The following is a 15,179-nucleotide window of genomic DNA, read 5'->3' as shown; positions in this document are numbered from 1 at the left end:
GACGCTACAGTGGCGAAATCGACATCGACTGGTATTTTTTCGCCAATGCAAAATGTATCTAACCTGGTTGCGGTCTTGGCTTACGACGGGCTTTGCCTTTTTGAGTTTGGCATCGCGGTCGAGATTTTTGGCTTGCCACGGCCAGAGTTCGATTTCCCCTGGTATCGCCACGCTGTAGTTGCCGTTGATCAGGGGTCTATGCGGGCCTTTGAAGGATTTGAGGTCAAGGCCGATGCGGATTTGAGAGTGCTGCCAGACGCCGGAACGATTGTCATCCCTGGTTGGCGCAATCGGAGTGAGCCTCCACCTGAGGAGTTGTTAAAAGCGCTTCGCGATGCGCATGAGCGCGGGGCTCGGCTGATTTCCATCTGTTCAGGCGTGTTCGTACTCGCCGCCGCCGGGCTGCTCGATGGAAAACGAGCCACTACCCACTGGCGTTACACGGATGAACTAGCCAGTAGATTTCCCGCTGTTGAAGTTGATCCGGGGGTGCTCTATGTCGACGAGGGCCAGGTGATCACATCTGCCGGCAGCGCAGCGGGAATCGACGCGTGCTTACACCTGGTCGAGCGTGACTTTGGTGCCAACATAGCCAATAGCGTAGCGCGACGACTTGTGATGACGCCGCAACGCTCTGGAGGACAGGCGCAGTTTATTCCAGCTCCGGTCGCGCAAACGCCTCGCCATGATTTATCTGGAGTTTTGGAGTGGGCTCGCCAGCATCTGAGCGAACCATTGACGATCACCCAGTTGGCGGCGAAAGCGCTTATGAGTGACCGCACCTTTTTAAGACGGTTTACCGAGGCCACTGGCACCACGCCTAAACGCTGGTTACAGCACGAACGTATAGCTCAGGCGCGCTTGATGTTAGAAAGCTCGGGGTTGAACAGCGAGCAGATCGCCCTGCGTTGCGGCTTCGCGTCAGTGGAGAGTTTTCGGGTGGCGTTCCGGAACGTAGTGGGCCTTGCCCCTTCGTATTACCGGGAAGGATTCGGGCATCGACAGATCTGACATCTGGGCAGCTTAAGGATTCTGCTGTCGTACCGCTGTGACACTGGAGCGTTTGCCCCTGATTTTCGAATGCAAGCGGAGCGCGCCGGCCAATATGGGCCAAATGCGGACGTCATCATCACAAGTGCGGCGAAGGGCTACAAAATTCCCCAGACACGTGCGGACATCAACGACTTCCTGGAGCGGGCATCAGGAATCGTTGTGCCTCTTCTGGAGCGCGTTAAAAAAGCGCGCGATGTGTATCGGTTGAGCAGTCGGGGAGAATACGACATTGTCACTGCTGGCAACCTGAATGAGCTGACCAAGCTGCTCGTCGCGCTTGAGGCATTTGCGGACGACTGAGCCCGATCATTGCAATGAGCCCCTGCCGAGTAAGCGTCTGGCGAAGTCACCTACGACATTTAGAGCCATTAGATAAAGCACAATATGAATCGCCGGCAAGCAGTATTCGGGCAGAACCTGTGATTTTCGACGGGAGTTTCGAGCTATAGCGGCTATTGGGAGGCTTTCAGAAACCGCGACATCGATTGCGCCAAGGCATCGAACACCAATGTGATACGTTTTACTCGCCTGAGGTCTTTGTGCATTGCAATCCACACACCTAGGTTAAAATCGACAAGTTTCGGTAGCACTCGCACCAACCCATGCCGACTCGCCAACTGGCTAGAGCACATCCCAATTCCTAGTCCTGCCCTTAGCGCTGCAAATTGGGCCAGATGATCGTCAGTACGAATGACCGCGCGTTCCGCAGTGCACAAATAGCCCTGCTGCCCCAAGAATGCTAGCTCCGTCAGATTGCGATCCGGGCCAATCAGCGGATAGTTGTCTAATTCGCTTTCATGGCGAGGAGTGCCATTCAGCGCTACCAACTCTTCGGTTGCGTAAAGCCCTAACCGAAGATCCCCGACGTGGCGGGTCACCACCGCAGACTCGGTTGGGCGATGAATACGTACCGCTACATCGGCCTCTTGCACTGCCAGATCCTCATGGCGATTGCAGACGCTCAGTTCCAGCTTCAACTCCGGATGCGCGCTACGAATATCTCGCAACAGAAGAGGCAGCACTTCAACACCCATTAAATGACTACTTGTTAAGCGCACGGTGCCTCCTGGCACGCTGGCTTCGGCGGAAGCGGCACGGGTGAATGCCTCGGCGGCCAAAGCCATGGTCTCGGCATGGCCAACCAGCTCTCTCGCAGTGTCAGTGGGCATCAACCCCTTTGGCGAGCGAACAAACAGGCTCATCCCGACGCTTCGCTCCAGTTCGTCTATACGGCGTCGTGCTGTGGCTTGCGCCACACCCAGTGCTCTTGCAGCGGCGGAAAGGCTGCCAGTCCTCAGGACTGCCAGGAAAACGCGCTGAGTTTCCCAATGAAGCTGCGGTGTATTCATACATTTCCTATGAGCAGCTAGGTAAGTTTGATTAGTTTCAATCATACCCAGACTCGCGCATGCTTTCCCTGACTCAACTTTGCCCATCCAGCGCCCATCCGCGCACCACGAGATAAAGCTCATGACATTTTCGGGAACCTGCCGTTGCGGATACGTCACTTTTGAGAGCGATTGCCGACCTGTCATGACTACTGCTTGTCATTGCGTCGGATGTCAAAAGATGTCCGCTAGCGCATTTTCTCTGACAGCACTTTTTCCTGCAGCCGCCTTCGCAGTAACCCAAGGTGAAACTGTCCTCGGTGGTCTACATGGCCCGACTCGCCACTATTTCTGCGCACACTGCCTGACTTGGCTATTCACACGACCCGCCGGAGTCGACGAGTACGTAGGTGTGCGCAGTAACCTGTTGGAAAACCCGCAGCACTACCTACCGTTCATGGAAACCTGGACGAGAGAGAAATTACCTTGGGTGGCGACCGGGGCATCGGTCAGTTATGAAGCACTCCCGGATCCGCAGGATTATCCAGCGCTGATGTCTCAATTTCGAGCCGGGGATAAGTAAGCGCAGCTGCGTTGCCTTTTAGAAACCCTATAGATCCTGACCGCAAGCGGAGCGCGCCGGCCCATGACGGGCCAAAGGCTTGAGGATGGACGCCCGTAGGGCCAAAACCCGGCGCAGCTGGGGTTTGGTTCACGACAGCCGTACCCCGAAGGGGGCAAGCCCAAAGCGGATACCGTGAACCGCCATCAAACTAGAAGGTAGGGGTTAGCCGAAGGCATCACGAAGCAGTGTCTGCATCATCAACGAGGCAGGGCCCTGAAGAAAATGCTCCTGACTGCTGATATCGAACCGCACAGGATTGATATGAGCGACAGTGGCGCCATGGCCCAAAGCACTCAGCGGAAGCTCAGCAGCTGGGTAAACAATCCCGGACGTACCAATCGAAAGGAAGACATCGCATTCCTCTGCAGCTGCGAGACCCGCGCTCCATGCATCCTCGGGCAACATCTCACCGAACCAAACAACGCCTGGCCGAACATACCCGTTACATACGGTGCATCGCGGCGGCTCAATCCGACTTCCATCCTCAGGCAGGATGCCAGTCGTGAGGGGCAAGGTATACGCCAAGCCACAATCAATGCACCCAGGAGAATGCAGGCTGCCATGCAGATGGATCACATCTTGGCTGCCAGCTCGTTCGTGTAGGTCATCAACATTTTGGGTCATCACGGTCAGCTTGGGCACATGGTTGGCAAGCTCAGCGATAGCGAGATGGGCACCGTTTGGCTGAGCCTGGAAAATCTTTAGCCGGCGCCATTCATACCACCCCCAGCAGAGGCTCGGGTCATCACGATATGCTTCAGGAGTCGCGAGTTGTGCAGGATCGAAGCGCTCCCAAAGCCCCGTCAGCGTATCTCTGAACGTCGGAATGCCGCTTTCCGCTGATGCACCCGCACCAGTGAAGACAACGACGTGCTGAGCAATCCTCAATTGCTGAGCCAGGGTATTTGCGGTCATGAGCAGTCCTTGGGCCGGATTTCAGTTGATGTCCCGACATTATGGCGATGCATTATCAGCCGGTTGGTCAGCGGGACGGGTTCCTGCACAAAATGCTGTGGTTAGGTCACTGCGAGCTGAGCCAAGCTTCCGCTTTTTCAAGCCTGCCCACCTCAAGAAGCTTTGGCTTCGCCAATTCTAGGAGATGGAAAAGTCCTTGTTTATCCGTAGGGGAGGGAAACCAGTCACCTGCCGTCCTCACTTGGGTGGACTGAGGACTTCTCGCGAACCGAAAAGCTACTCCAAGTATGAGGGCGGCTGAGATCGCGTACGTACTTCTCTCTTCGTTTCATTCCATGAGTGCAGAAGGTCAGGAAACTGATCCGTTACTCCCCATCTGTGGCCGAATGGGGGAAGTTTGTACTTGGCTCGCAATTTATTCGCTAACAGATAGACCTCGTACCCAAAATACCCGACGACGTCTGCCTCATGAGCATAAACCTCGGTAGGGTCAAAGGACGCGTCATGAATCGCATGGAGGTGCTGATTTGCTAGTGCTTTCTCGGTTGCTATAGAAACTAGGGCGCTTGCGTGCTTCGAATCCAGGTACTTGAGCGCATCACGAGAGATAGCCAGATCAGGGTAAGCGCAACTCGGCCAACTTTGATAGTCGGTGTGCGGATCTAGAGAGGCCGCGTATTCGTGGTAGTCCCGAATATTCCTGCGTGACTGTAATGCGTAAAGGTCGAGCACTGCGATCAACTCAATGGCTGCAAACCTCGCATCAAGCCTCCGATCACGAATTTTGAAAAGCCAATCCTTCAACCATCCGATCAAGGCTGCGACGACACCACTCGCTAAGACTATTTTGGCAATGTCGCCCCATCCAAGGCCTGTACTGGCGGCTGCAGCCGCCGATCCCTGTATTGCATCCACTTGGCACCGTCCAAAGCACATTCGATATCGAGGCTCATTTGAGCTTCGTTGTGAGATCTTTTGCAAGCGGAGCGCGCAGGCGACAGCCGAAGGCGTGAGGTTGGAAGCCCGACGGGCCATGACCCCGGCGTCAGCCAGGGCATGGTTCACGACAGCCGTCCCCGTCAGGGGCGCGCCATGAATGCGTTGAGTCAGATTTCCTTCAAAAGCCTCTCAAGTGTCTGATGCTCCCAGACGGAGAGCAGGGCAACAGGATCAGTCCCATATCGATCACCTGCGTCAAACGACCAGCACCGTCCATCTGGGCTCACGCAGTTTTCGCAGTAGTCGAGCTCATCGCAGTCGTTGTAAATCGATAGCCGCCAACCGTCGACGTCCACCAGAAAATGGCCGGCATAGATCTCATCCCAAGACTGGCGGCCCACCCTTTTCATCGTATGGCGCTCGAAAATGACGTCTCGCAGTACCTGGCAGATGTCCCGTGCTGAGAGGTGCGCTGCAGCGTCAGCGGGCATTTGACCGTCTGAAAAGTATGCGCGGCTTTCTCCAGCGTCTTCCAGTCTCTGCTCAGCGTATATAGCCGAATCATCATCTAGCAGCGGATATCCTACTTCTGAGAGAGCCTCTACCTTTTCCTGAGGTATCGAGATACTCACTCTCCAAGCGGCCTCATCTGCGAGCATCGTGAGCGTGTAGCCACCGCCGTTCGGGACATGGTTAGCGATTTCATACTCGCGCCAGTCAGCCATTGCCCGACTATCAATGTCTTGCGGCTTGCGCTCGATTAGCCAGGCGACGGCATTGATGAGCTGGCCATGAGCAAACACTGCGATGTTTTGGGCAGGATGCGCTGCAACTCGAATCAGAAAGGACTGGGCCCTAGATATAAAGTCCAAGAACGACTCGGCCCCGGAACCATCCCTAAACACGGGGTCTGCCTTCGTCCAATATGCTCCGACCCAATCTCGCCTCTGGGCAACAGTCGTGCCGGCACAGCGTGCTGGTTCAAGATACGTGAACTCTTGAACCAGCCAGGTTTCATGCGGAGTGCCAGGAAAGGCTGCTGCTGTTGCTTGCGCGGTTGCCTGCGCTCGCAAGAACGGTGAGGTAATGATCAGATCCGGAGCAGAGGTAAACGACCTAGAAACCAAATGCGCTTGTTCGACTCCCTTTGGTGTAAGCGGAATGGTCACGTGATCCATGCTGGCCTCACCCGCGTTGGCGGCACTCTCTCCATGGCGGATCAACCTCACAAGTTTCATTGACCAGATCCCAGCACTGCCTGAACCATTCGCCTCTCCTGACTGCCGTAGAGCCCTCAGAGCCACCGTCGCTCCGTAACCAAGGATAGCGTCGGAAGGCTGAATGGCGCTGAAATCGCTAATCCTTCTGACCAAATGGTTTTTTGTTTGGCTACAAGAAAGGCCCATAAGGGCCTTTTTTGTTAGCGTAGTTGGTGGCTACTTCTCAAGATCCTTAAAGCGCCGCCTCCGGATTACGCCCAAACACACGGCTATATTCGGCCTTGGCCGTTTGCTCAGTAAATTCCCCTGACCACTTTGACACCACCACAGTCGCCACGCTATTACCGATGGTGTTGCAGGTGGCGATGGCCATGGACATGAACCGGTATACCCCGAACAGCAGTGCCAGGCCTTCCACTGGCAGCACGCCAATCGCTGTGACCGTGGCAGCGAACACCACAAAGCTGCCACCGGAAACCGCCGCTGCACCCTTTGAAGTCACCAACATGATTGCGATGGTGCCCAGTTGTTGCTCCCAACTCATCGGCACGCCGTAGGCATTGGCGATGAACAGCACGCAGAGCGACATGTAGATGGACGTGCCATCCAGGTTGAAGGCATAGCCGGTTGGCAAGACCAGGCCGACGCTCTGCTTTGAGCAACCGAATTTCTCCAGTTTCTGAAGCAGGCGCGGCAGGGCGCTTTCCGAAGACGCGGTGCCCAACACAATGAAGATCTCGTCCTTGATGTACTTGAGGAATCGCCACAGGCTGAAGCCTGATATGCGGCAGACGGCGCCGAGCACTACGAAGATGAAAAACGCGACGCAGACGTAGAACATCAGCACCAGGTTGGCCAGCGACATCAGCACCGCGCTGCCATTGCTGCCTACTGCATAGGCGACTGAGCCGAAGGCGCCGAGCGGGGCGAACTTCATGATCAGGTTGATGAATTCGAAGAAGCATTCGGAGACACGGCTCAAACCGTCCTCAATAACGCTGCGGCGCTCAGGCTTAAGGGCCAGCAAGGCAAAACCAAATAGCACCGAGATCACCAGCACTTGCAGCAATTGCCCACCGGCGAAGGCACCGACGAAGTTGTCTGGGAAAATCCCGTAGATAAAGTCCATCGTCGAGGCCGGGGCGTGGCCCTTGGCGACCGCTGCACTAGCCGCTGCCGCTGTCGCACTGCTCGGATGGGCGTCATGCATGCCCGAACCGATGTTCAGCAAATTGCCCCACAGCAGGCCGATGGCCAAGGCAATCGTTGAGACGATTTCGAAGTAGATCAGAGCACGCAATCCGACCTTGCCGACCCGCTTGATATCGCCTGCCGAAGCGATGCCATGGACGACGGTGAAGAACACCAAAGGTGCAACGGCGGTCTTGATCAGCTTAAGAAAGATATCGCCGAGAATCTTAAATTTGGCAGCCAGTTCCGGGGCCAGGAAGCCAAAGGCAATGCCCAGCACCATGGCAGCGATGACCTGGAAGGTCAGGTCTTTGTAGAACGGCTTTTTATTGATAGTGGTCATGTCTGCGATCTCGTTGTTTTTATTGGCGAGCAAAATGCAGAAAGGGGCCCGGCTTTGGACGAGCCCCGTGAAATTAGCGCTTAACGGAACCCTCACGAGACAGCGCGATATCCACCATTTGGGGAGCAAGACCCAAATAGTTAGACGGATCGGTGAGGCGCTTGAGTTCCTCGATATCCAGTTGCGCAGTGGCTTCGCCCTGAGCGAGTAAGGCGTCGAGCAGACTCGTGCCTTCATCGTTTGCCATGCGGCAAGCGGCATACACCACGTCATGCGCTACCTGACGACCAAGCGCCGGAGCCAAGCCCATCATCACCGCTTCAGCCACGATCAGGCCTTGGGTCATGTCGAGATTTTTGCGCATACGCTCAGTGCGGACTTCGAGGCCCGCGAGCATGAATTTCGCCTGACCGAGAGAGGCGGCGCTCAAGGCAAAGGCCTCAGGGATGGCGATCCATTCGGCCTGCCAGGGGCCAGTGGAGCGCTCGAAGTCCTGAATCATTGCATCAAGCATCAGGCCTGCATGCTGACGTACACCTTTGGCAGCGGCATACATCAATTCACAGGAAATCGGGTTACGTTTTTGCGGCATGGTGCTGCTCGCACCGCGACCTTTGACGAAGGGCTCGTACACTTCGCCCAGCTCGCTGGTCATCATCATCATGACGTCCAGGGCCACTTTGCCAAGAGAGCCGGTGACCAGTCCGAGGAAGTTCAGGGTTTCAGCGAGGCCGTCTCGGGCAACGTGCCAAGTGGCTTGCGGCACACCCAGACCCAGTTCAGCCATGAGGGCTTCCTGGACTTCCAAGCCCTTATCGCCCAGTGACGCCAGGGTGCCTGCCGCGCCAGCGAACTGACCGATTTCCACCCGTGGGCGCAGTTCTACCAAGCGTTCTGCGTGCCTGTCGAACATGCTCAGCCACACCGCACATTTGTAGCCAAAGGTGATCGGCAGTGCGTGTTGCAAGTGAGTGCGGCCTGCCATTGGTGTGTCGCGATAACGCTTGGCCAGATCGGCCAGCAAACCACGAACAGCCTGAATGTCTCGCTCGACCAAGGCCAGTGCCGCACGCACCTGTAGCACCACGGCGGTGTCCATGATGTCCTGGGTGGTGGCACCCCAGTGAACGTAGCGACCGGCTCCGCCACAGGTTTTTGAGAGCTGCTCAACCAACGGCAGGATCGGGTACCCGACGATCTCGGTTTCGTGCTGCATCAGTGCCAGATCGAGCGAATCATAGGTCGCTAGCTCGGCAATCTGTTCAGCGGCCTCACTCGGGATTACGCCGCAGCGTGCTTCGGCGCGGGCCAGCGCCACTTCCACTTCGATATAGCGTTCGATCAAGGCTTTGTCGGAGAACACACCGCGCATCTCGGCGGTGCCGAACATGTCGCGAAAGAGGGCGGAGTCGAAGACAGTGCTGGACATTGGGTTGATCCTGATATGTTTTTTATTGATAGGACATATTTAATATGTCCGTACATAATTCTTACGTCCTCACTGATACACTGTCAACTCTGTGAACGTTCGGGACTGATGAAAGGTATGAACCAGACGCGCTATGCGGTCGTTGCAAAAGACCTGATGGAAGGGATCTCCAGCGGAAAATTCCCGGTCGGAACGTTGCTACCAACAGAATTCGAACTGTGCGAGCTGTATGGCGTAAGTCGACATACGGTGCGCGCCGCTATCACCCAACTGCAGAATCAAGGACTGGTGTCACGGCGCAAACGGGTGGGCACTCGCGTCGAGTCCGCCACATCCAAGGGCGGTTATTCGCAGTCGCTGGCCTCGGTATCCGACCTTGTGCATCTTGCCGAAACCCAAGTGCGCAGCATCCAGAGCGTGCAGCATTTCGTAGCCGACATCGCGCTGGCCAAACGATTAGGGCTAGAACCCGGTGAGCACTATTTTTGTGTGTCGAGCATCCGGGTAGATCAAGAGAATCTGCGTGCTCCACTGTGCTGGACTGACGTGTATGCTCAGGACATTTATTCAGACGTGATCGAGCTTGCCGAGAAGCGCCCTGATGAGTTGATTGCCGCTTTGATTGAGCAACACTTTGGTCGGCACATCGATGTGGTCGATCAACAAGTCCGTGCGGTATTGCTGTCGCCCGAAATTTCGAAGAGCCTCAATGCAGAGGCTGGCTCACCGGGGTTGAATATTCTTCGGCAGTATCGTGATGAAGAGGGAGCTGTGATGGTGGTGTCGGAAACCACCCATCCTCAGGATAGATTCACCTTGGTTTCTCAAATGAGAAGGGAGAGAAATCCTTCCTAAAACATAGATTTTGCCCGCGAAACTCCTTCTACTGGCAGCAAGCCTATCGACGTCCCAGTGTTAGTAAACACTGGAAACCTGAGAAAAGGGGCTATTGCACATATTCGTACCATCTGCGAAAACCTCAAGGAAACTGATAGCGGAGGGCACCGTTTCGTTCGTGCCGATGCGACTTGAGGGATGTGGATAATGCAGCACCTGGATCATTTATCCTTGCACTTGTTCATTTTGGTCTGCGAGGAGGGCACCATCGCGCGGGCCAGCGAAAGGGCATTCATGGCACCGTCTGCCATCAGCAAAAGAATCTCTGACATCGAGGCGCGATTCGGCACACCCCTTCTCAAGCGTAGTAAGCGTGGAGTTGAACCAACACCAGCGGGCGTGGCGTTGCTTCGGCATGCTCGATCTATGACGCGGGCAGTGGAAAGGCTCGACAGCGAACTCAGCGAATACGCTGAAGGCGCTCGCGGTCATGTCCGGTTGATGGCCAACATTTCGTCAATCATGGAGTTCCTTCCAGAGGAACTGTCCGACTTCATGCTGGAGCATCCAAGAATCCAAGTCGACATTGAGGAGCGCTTCAGTCCAGATGTGGTGCGAGGGGTTACTGAGGGCAATGCCGACCTGGGCATCTGCCGACGCTCGATGGCTGTGGGAGATTTAGATTTTTTGCCTTATCGGCAAGATCATTTGGCCGTCGTCGTGGGCGGACATCATCCTTTGGCCAATCGCAGTAGTATCGCTTTCGCAGAGACGCTCGACTTCGATCATCTAGGACTCTCGGCTTTCGCCACGCTGAATACCTTTATGCGTAGTGAGGCGGGGCGGCATAACCGTGAATTGCGGTTTCGTTCCTACGTGTCGTCTTTCGACGCAGCATTTCGACTTGCGCAGTTCGGCTTGGGCCTCGCGATTTTTCCCCTGGAAGCAGTGGCGCGATACGCGTCCTTGTTCGAGTTGAAGATAATTCCTCTCACCGACGATTGGGCATTAGGAGAGTTTGTGATCTGTGTGCGTGATCGGGAGGGCTTATCATTGTCGGCGCGTAAACTTCTGGATCACCTGCTTTTGCGCACTCCGCCGCGTCAAACTGCATCGTGATTGAGTCCATCGTGCATCGCGATGGATCAACGCGTGAATTACGTCTTTTCGGTGCGCAGGTCGCTCTCTAATCTGAGCTCAAGCTTCAGCTGTGAGAGCCTTAACATGACAATAATAACAATCAATGAAGTCGGCCTGCGCGATGGCTTGCAAAGCCTTCAAGCTATCATGTCGACCTCAGCCAAATGCCACTGGATCGATGCCGCCTATGCCGCTGGCGTGCGCTTCATGGAGGTTGCCTCCTTCGTCCCCGCCAAACTGCTTCCACAGATGGCTGATGCCAAAGAAGTAGTGGCTCATGCCTTGAATTACCCTGATCTGGTTGTATCGGTGCTGGCACCTAACCTGCGTGGCTGTCGCGATGCGCTTGAGTCCGGAGCCCACCGCATAATTGCGCCAGTTTCCGTTAGCCATGCCCACAGCCTAGCCAATGTGCGTCGCACGCCGATGGAGATGGTTGAAGAGCTAGCCAGAATGTGCCAATTGCGCAACGAGTTGGGCTTGTACAAAGTCGAAATCATTGCAGGATTGTCGGTTGCCTTCGGTTGTACCCGGCAGGGTGATGTGCCATTGAGCGACCTATGCGATTTGACTGGCCATGTATTGGAGGCCGGTTGCGATCTGGTTTCGCTCGGCGACACTACCGGGTACGCCAATCCTGGCCAAGTCGCCACCACCTTGCAGGCTGTACGCGCCATCGCTGGCGACAAACTCAGGGCTGCGCATTTTCATGACACGCGAGGCTTGGCACTCGCCAATAGCCTCGTGGCAGTTCAGCAAGGCATTACCGAGCTCGATTCCTCGCTGGCCGGGTTGGGTGGCTGCCCGTTTGCACCGGGTGCGTCAGGGAACACCGTAACCGAAGACTTGGTGTTCATGCTGCAAAGTATGGGTTACGCCACTGGCATCGACCTCCCTGCATTGATCGCGTCAAGGGACATACTTCGTGATGCGTTGCCCGACGAAACCCTCTACGGCTGCATTGCCCGCGCTGGCTTGCCACTCAATTACACGCCAGTTGCCAATCGCACCTGAGCTCGTCCTAGCGAGGAAACAACAATGTCCAGACTTCCATTGGACGGTATTCGTGTCGTCGAAATTTCTCATATGGTCATGGGGCCGACTTGCGGGATGATCCTTGGTGATCTCGGTGCAGAGGTGATTAAGATCGAGCCAACACGCGGTGACGGCACACGCCGTTTGCTAGGCGCCGGAGCCGGATTTTTTCGCACCTTCAACCGCAACAAGCAATGCATCGCAATCGACGTCAATACCCCGCAAGGTCGTGACGCCGTTTTGGAGCTTATCGACACGGCTGACGTCTTTATCGAAAACTTCAAACCCGGTCGTATGCAGGAGCTAGGTTTTGATTACGCAGCGGTTTGTGCGCGTAACCCGCGCATCATTTATGCCTCTCATAAAGGCTTTCTCAGCGGCCCCTATGACAATCGGCTGGCGCTGGATGAAGTCGTGCAAATGATGGCGGGACTGGCTTACATGACAGGCCCGGTTGGGAGACCTTTGCGTGCGGGTAGTTCGGTAAACGACATAATGGGTGGCATGTTCGGAGCAATCGGCGTGCTTGCCGCCCTAAATGATCGCCATATCACTGGCGTCGGACGAGAAGTGCAAAGCGCTCTTTATGAAAATTGCGTACTGCTGGCTGCTCAGCATATGCAGCAGTACGCCGTCACAGGCCAGGCTGCGGCGCCCATGCCGAATCGCATCAGCGCCTGGGCGATCTATGACGTGTTCGAGTTTGCCAACGGTGAGCAGATGTTCGTGGCGGCTACCGGTGAAGGTCAATGGAACGCGTTATGTCAGCTGCTGGGTCAGACCGCCTTGCTCGATGATCAGAGCCTTGCCACCAATAACGACCGCGTCCTACAGCGACCACGGTTGCTGGCGCACTTAGCTGAGGTCTTTGCCACTATGGACGCTCAGGCACTAGCACTCGAGTTAGAGGCTCACAGCATTCCATTTGCCCCGATTCGTCGCCCAGAGGAGCTGTTTGAAGATCCTCACTTGCTGCAAAGCGGTGGCCTGGCGAACCTTGAGCTGGAAGACGGATCGATCACTGCGATGCCATTACTACCACTGTCCCTAGATGGCGAGCGCCTGCAGCCGCGCCGGTCGATCCCACGCATCGGTGAACACACACAAAAGGTGATGCGGGAACTAGGTTATAGCGACGCACACATCGCTGAATTGTGTGCAGCCGGTGTTCTCAAAACTGACGTTCAAGCCTGAGGGGCTGCCATGGCTATTTATCAAATAGACACATTCACGCCGCTCATTCATTCCGAAACATTTGTTGCAGAAGACGCGACTGTTATCGGCAATGTCACTCTTGAGCAAGGCGTCAGCGTCTGGCCTCAGGCCGTGCTGCGCGGCGACAACGAGCCTATTCGCATCGGTCAGCATAGCAATGTGCAAGAGGGCGCTGTGCTGCATGCCGATCCTGGGTTTGCCCTAACGGTAGGCGAGGGCGTGACCATTGGTCATCAAGCTATGTTGCACGGATGCACAGTCGGCGATGGCGCATTGATAGGGATCCAGGCGGTCGTTCTCAATGGTGCTGTGATCGGCAAGAACTGCCTTGTTGGCGCTGGGGCAATTGTGACCGAAGGCAAAGTGTTTCCGGACAACTCGCTCATTCTCGGTGCGCCGGCAAAGGTTGTGCGTGAACTCACGCCCGAGGCGATTGCTGGTATGCATAGTAACGCTCAGGATTACGTCACCAAGGGTCAGGTTTACAAAGATAAGTTGATTCGAATCGGTTAAACCCGTTGATCAGCGTCCTTGAAGGCGTTGCTTCTCTCCAATAATTACAACAATGGAGAATCACTCATGGTTGCCATGACTGGCGATATCGCACTTGCGCGCAACGACGAAATAATTAACGAACTGCTCCTCTATCGGCGTGTCGCTTGGCGCATCATGCCACTTGCCATCATCTGCTTTCTATTTTCATATTTTGACCGGATCAATATTAGCTTCGCCAAAACCCAAATGCAGCACGAGTTGGGTCTGAGCGACGCAGCCTACGGCCTAGCCGCAAGTATGTTTTTTTTGGGCTACGTGTTGTTCGAGGTGCCGAGCAGCCTGGGTCTCAAACGCTATGGCGCGCCTGCATGGATCTGCCGAATCATGGTGTCCTGGGGGCTGGCCACGGCGGCGTTGATGTTCGCATACACTCAGTACACGCTTTATTTCCTACGCTTTTTAATTGGGGTGATGGAGGCCGGTTTCGGCCCGGCGATCCTGTTTTATTTGGCGTGCTGGTTCCCAAAAAAACACCTGGCTAAGATGAACGGCCTGTGGTTTTTGGCGGTGCCTCTGGCAGGCGCGATGGGCGGGCCGGCGGCGGGAATCCTGCTTGGGACGATGGATGGCGTGCTCGGTCTTGCCGGTTGGCACTGGCTTTTTCTGATGTCGGGTTTGCCCTGCGTGGTGCTCGGCGTACTGGTGTTGTGGAAGCTCGACCGCGATATCGAGTCGGCCAAATGGTTGACCCGAGGTGAGAAAGACCTGTTAGCCGCCAACCTCGAAAGCGATAAAGCCAAACAAAAGCCCATACTGGGCTCCCTATGGCGCGTGTTGCTGACCCGAGAAGTGGCTATCTTGGCGTTTATTTACTTCGTGATCAAAACCGCTTCCTACGGTCTTAATTTTTGGATGCCCCACCTTATCAAGTCCTCAGGCGTTGAAAGCCTACTCTGGGTCGGCATGCTGTCGGCGCTGCCTTATATCTTGGCGTGTATTGGGATGATCTGGATCACCCGTCGTTCTGACCGTAGCGGCGAGCGCAAGATCTACCTTGTTTGGTGTTTGATGGCGGCTGCCATTGGCTATTTGCTGGCCTGTCTGTTCTCCGATTCGTCTTGGGCCATGATGGCCGCATTGATGTTGGCAACCGCTGGTACATTCATCGCCATCCCGATTTTCTGGACAATTCCGCAATCAACTTTTTCGGGACTTGCAATCGCTACAGGCACGGCAGCGATCAACTCAATTGGCCAACTGAGCGGGATGGTTGCTCCGGTGATGGTTGGTAAAATCAATGACGTAACAGGGAGCACCTATATGGGCATGCTCTCTATCGCACCGGTGATTCTAATTGCCTGCTTTGTAGTCATGCGCTGCGTGAAGAACCCCTCATCCTAACGTAATTGACGGT

At 55.4% G+C, this 15,179-nt stretch carries 14 protein-coding genes and 1 pseudogene; 9 read left to right on the top strand and 6 right to left on the bottom strand.

Annotated elements, in window-relative coordinates; translation table 11 throughout:
- Window positions 1-45 precede the first annotated feature (45 nt).
- Together ftrA and TRP66_RS18610 are read left to right on the top strand one after the other, a co-directional pair.
- Window positions 46-1,011 (top strand): transcriptional regulator FtrA, encoded by a 966-nt coding sequence (gene ftrA, locus TRP66_RS18615; RefSeq protein ID WP_333405821.1) that lies wholly within the window; start codon window positions 46-48, stop codon window positions 1,009-1,011.
- A gap of 69 nt (window positions 1,012-1,080) precedes the next feature.
- Window positions 1,081-1,353, top strand: a complete 273-nt coding sequence (locus TRP66_RS18610; RefSeq protein WP_333405505.1) for a hypothetical protein — start codon at window positions 1,081-1,083, stop codon at window positions 1,351-1,353.
- 152 nt (window positions 1,354-1,505) lie between these two features.
- On the opposite strand, the gene TRP66_RS18605 is transcribed toward TRP66_RS18610, so the two are convergent.
- Window positions 1,506-2,402, bottom strand: coding sequence for a LysR family transcriptional regulator (locus TRP66_RS18605; RefSeq protein WP_333405503.1), 897 nt, complete (start codon window positions 2,400-2,402; stop codon window positions 1,506-1,508).
- Between the two features lie 121 nt (window positions 2,403-2,523).
- On the opposite strand from TRP66_RS18605, the gene TRP66_RS18600 reads away from it, so the two are divergent.
- Window positions 2,524-2,964 carry a GFA family protein gene (locus TRP66_RS18600; RefSeq protein ID WP_333405501.1) on the top strand — a complete coding sequence of 147 codons (441 nt, stop codon included), beginning with the start codon at window positions 2,524-2,526 and terminating at the stop codon, window positions 2,962-2,964.
- 204 nt (window positions 2,965-3,168) lie between these two features.
- Here TRP66_RS18600 and TRP66_RS18595 read toward each other — a convergent pair whose 3' ends face one another.
- The 5 genes and pseudogenes from TRP66_RS18595 to TRP66_RS18580 form a co-directional block, all read right to left on the bottom strand.
- Complete coding sequence (locus TRP66_RS18595) at window positions 3,169-3,921, bottom strand: SIR2 family NAD-dependent protein deacylase (RefSeq protein ID WP_333405499.1); 753 nt, start codon at window positions 3,919-3,921, stop codon at window positions 3,169-3,171.
- A 1,106-nt stretch (window positions 3,922-5,027) separates the two neighbouring features.
- Window positions 5,028-5,351 (bottom strand): DUF7693 family protein, encoded by a 324-nt coding sequence (locus TRP66_RS23675; protein ID WP_442965230.1) that lies wholly within the window; start codon window positions 5,349-5,351, stop codon window positions 5,028-5,030.
- A gap of 138 nt (window positions 5,352-5,489) precedes the next feature.
- Window positions 5,490-6,098: pseudogene (locus tag TRP66_RS18590) on the bottom strand (histidine phosphatase family protein); the annotation flags it as partial.
- Between the two features lie 214 nt (window positions 6,099-6,312).
- Complete coding sequence (gene dctA / locus TRP66_RS18585; protein ID WP_333405497.1) at window positions 6,313-7,614, bottom strand: C4-dicarboxylate transporter DctA; 1,302 nt, start codon at window positions 7,612-7,614, stop codon at window positions 6,313-6,315.
- Between the two features lie 73 nt (window positions 7,615-7,687).
- Window positions 7,688-9,043, bottom strand: a complete 1,356-nt coding sequence (locus TRP66_RS18580; protein WP_333405494.1) for a class-II fumarase/aspartase family protein — start codon at window positions 9,041-9,043, stop codon at window positions 7,688-7,690.
- A 117-nt stretch (window positions 9,044-9,160) separates the two neighbouring features.
- Here TRP66_RS18580 and TRP66_RS18575 point away from each other — a divergent pair, with 117 nt between their 5' ends.
- From TRP66_RS18575 to TRP66_RS18550, 6 genes are all read left to right on the top strand, one after another.
- On the top strand, window positions 9,161-9,898 hold the full coding sequence (locus TRP66_RS18575) for a GntR family transcriptional regulator (RefSeq protein WP_333405492.1): 738 nt from the start codon (window positions 9,161-9,163) through the stop codon (window positions 9,896-9,898).
- Window positions 9,899-10,087: 189 nt separating this feature from the next.
- Entirely contained in the window at window positions 10,088-10,999 is a 912-nt protein-coding gene (locus TRP66_RS18570) for a LysR family transcriptional regulator (RefSeq protein WP_333405490.1), read from the top strand.
- A 105-nt stretch (window positions 11,000-11,104) separates the two neighbouring features.
- A complete protein-coding gene (locus tag TRP66_RS18565; protein ID WP_333405819.1) occupies window positions 11,105-12,034 on the top strand; it encodes a hydroxymethylglutaryl-CoA lyase in 930 nt (309 codons plus the stop codon).
- A 24-nt stretch (window positions 12,035-12,058) separates the two neighbouring features.
- Window positions 12,059-13,249, top strand: a complete 1,191-nt coding sequence (locus TRP66_RS18560) for a CaiB/BaiF CoA transferase family protein (RefSeq protein ID WP_333405488.1) — start codon at window positions 12,059-12,061, stop codon at window positions 13,247-13,249.
- Window positions 13,250-13,258: 9 nt separating this feature from the next.
- Complete coding sequence (locus tag TRP66_RS18555) at window positions 13,259-13,783, top strand: gamma carbonic anhydrase family protein (RefSeq protein WP_333405486.1); 525 nt, start codon at window positions 13,259-13,261, stop codon at window positions 13,781-13,783.
- A 66-nt stretch (window positions 13,784-13,849) separates the two neighbouring features.
- Window positions 13,850-15,166, top strand: a complete 1,317-nt coding sequence (locus tag TRP66_RS18550) for an MFS transporter (RefSeq protein ID WP_333405484.1) — start codon at window positions 13,850-13,852, stop codon at window positions 15,164-15,166.
- Window positions 15,167-15,179 lie beyond the last annotated feature (13 nt).

Source organism: Pseudomonas sp. JDS28PS106, from assembly GCF_036706555.1.
Taxonomy (GTDB): domain Bacteria; phylum Pseudomonadota; class Gammaproteobacteria; order Pseudomonadales; family Pseudomonadaceae; genus Aquipseudomonas.
The sequence above is the reverse complement of the archived record's forward strand: the minus strand, read 5'-3'. Positions and strand labels throughout refer to the sequence as shown.

Coding starts and splice junctions, on each gene's coding strand:
- TRP66_RS18565 (WP_333405819.1), top strand. CDS start 11,105: ATGACAATAATAACAATCAATGAAGTCGGCCTGCGCGATGGCTTGCAA.
- TRP66_RS18580 (WP_333405494.1), bottom strand. CDS start 9,043: ATGTCCAGCACTGTCTTCGACTCCGCCCTCTTTCGCGACATGTTCGGC.
- TRP66_RS18610 (WP_333405505.1), top strand. CDS start 1,081: ATGCAAGCGGAGCGCGCCGGCCAATATGGGCCAAATGCGGACGTCATC.
- dctA (WP_333405497.1), bottom strand. CDS start 7,614: ATGACCACTATCAATAAAAAGCCGTTCTACAAAGACCTGACCTTCCAG.
- TRP66_RS18550 (WP_333405484.1), top strand. CDS start 13,850: ATGGTTGCCATGACTGGCGATATCGCACTTGCGCGCAACGACGAAATA.
- TRP66_RS18570 (WP_333405490.1), top strand. CDS start 10,088: ATGCAGCACCTGGATCATTTATCCTTGCACTTGTTCATTTTGGTCTGC.
- TRP66_RS18575 (WP_333405492.1), top strand. CDS start 9,161: ATGAACCAGACGCGCTATGCGGTCGTTGCAAAAGACCTGATGGAAGGG.
- TRP66_RS18605 (WP_333405503.1), bottom strand. CDS start 2,402: ATGAATACACCGCAGCTTCATTGGGAAACTCAGCGCGTTTTCCTGGCA.
- TRP66_RS18600 (WP_333405501.1), top strand. CDS start 2,524: ATGACATTTTCGGGAACCTGCCGTTGCGGATACGTCACTTTTGAGAGC.
- TRP66_RS18595 (WP_333405499.1), bottom strand. CDS start 3,921: ATGACCGCAAATACCCTGGCTCAGCAATTGAGGATTGCTCAGCACGTC.
- TRP66_RS23675 (WP_442965230.1), bottom strand. CDS start 5,351: ATGCCCGCTGACGCTGCAGCGCACCTCTCAGCACGGGACATCTGCCAG.
- ftrA (WP_333405821.1), top strand. CDS start 46: ATGCAAAATGTATCTAACCTGGTTGCGGTCTTGGCTTACGACGGGCTT.
- TRP66_RS18560 (WP_333405488.1), top strand. CDS start 12,059: ATGTCCAGACTTCCATTGGACGGTATTCGTGTCGTCGAAATTTCTCAT.
- TRP66_RS18555 (WP_333405486.1), top strand. CDS start 13,259: ATGGCTATTTATCAAATAGACACATTCACGCCGCTCATTCATTCCGAA.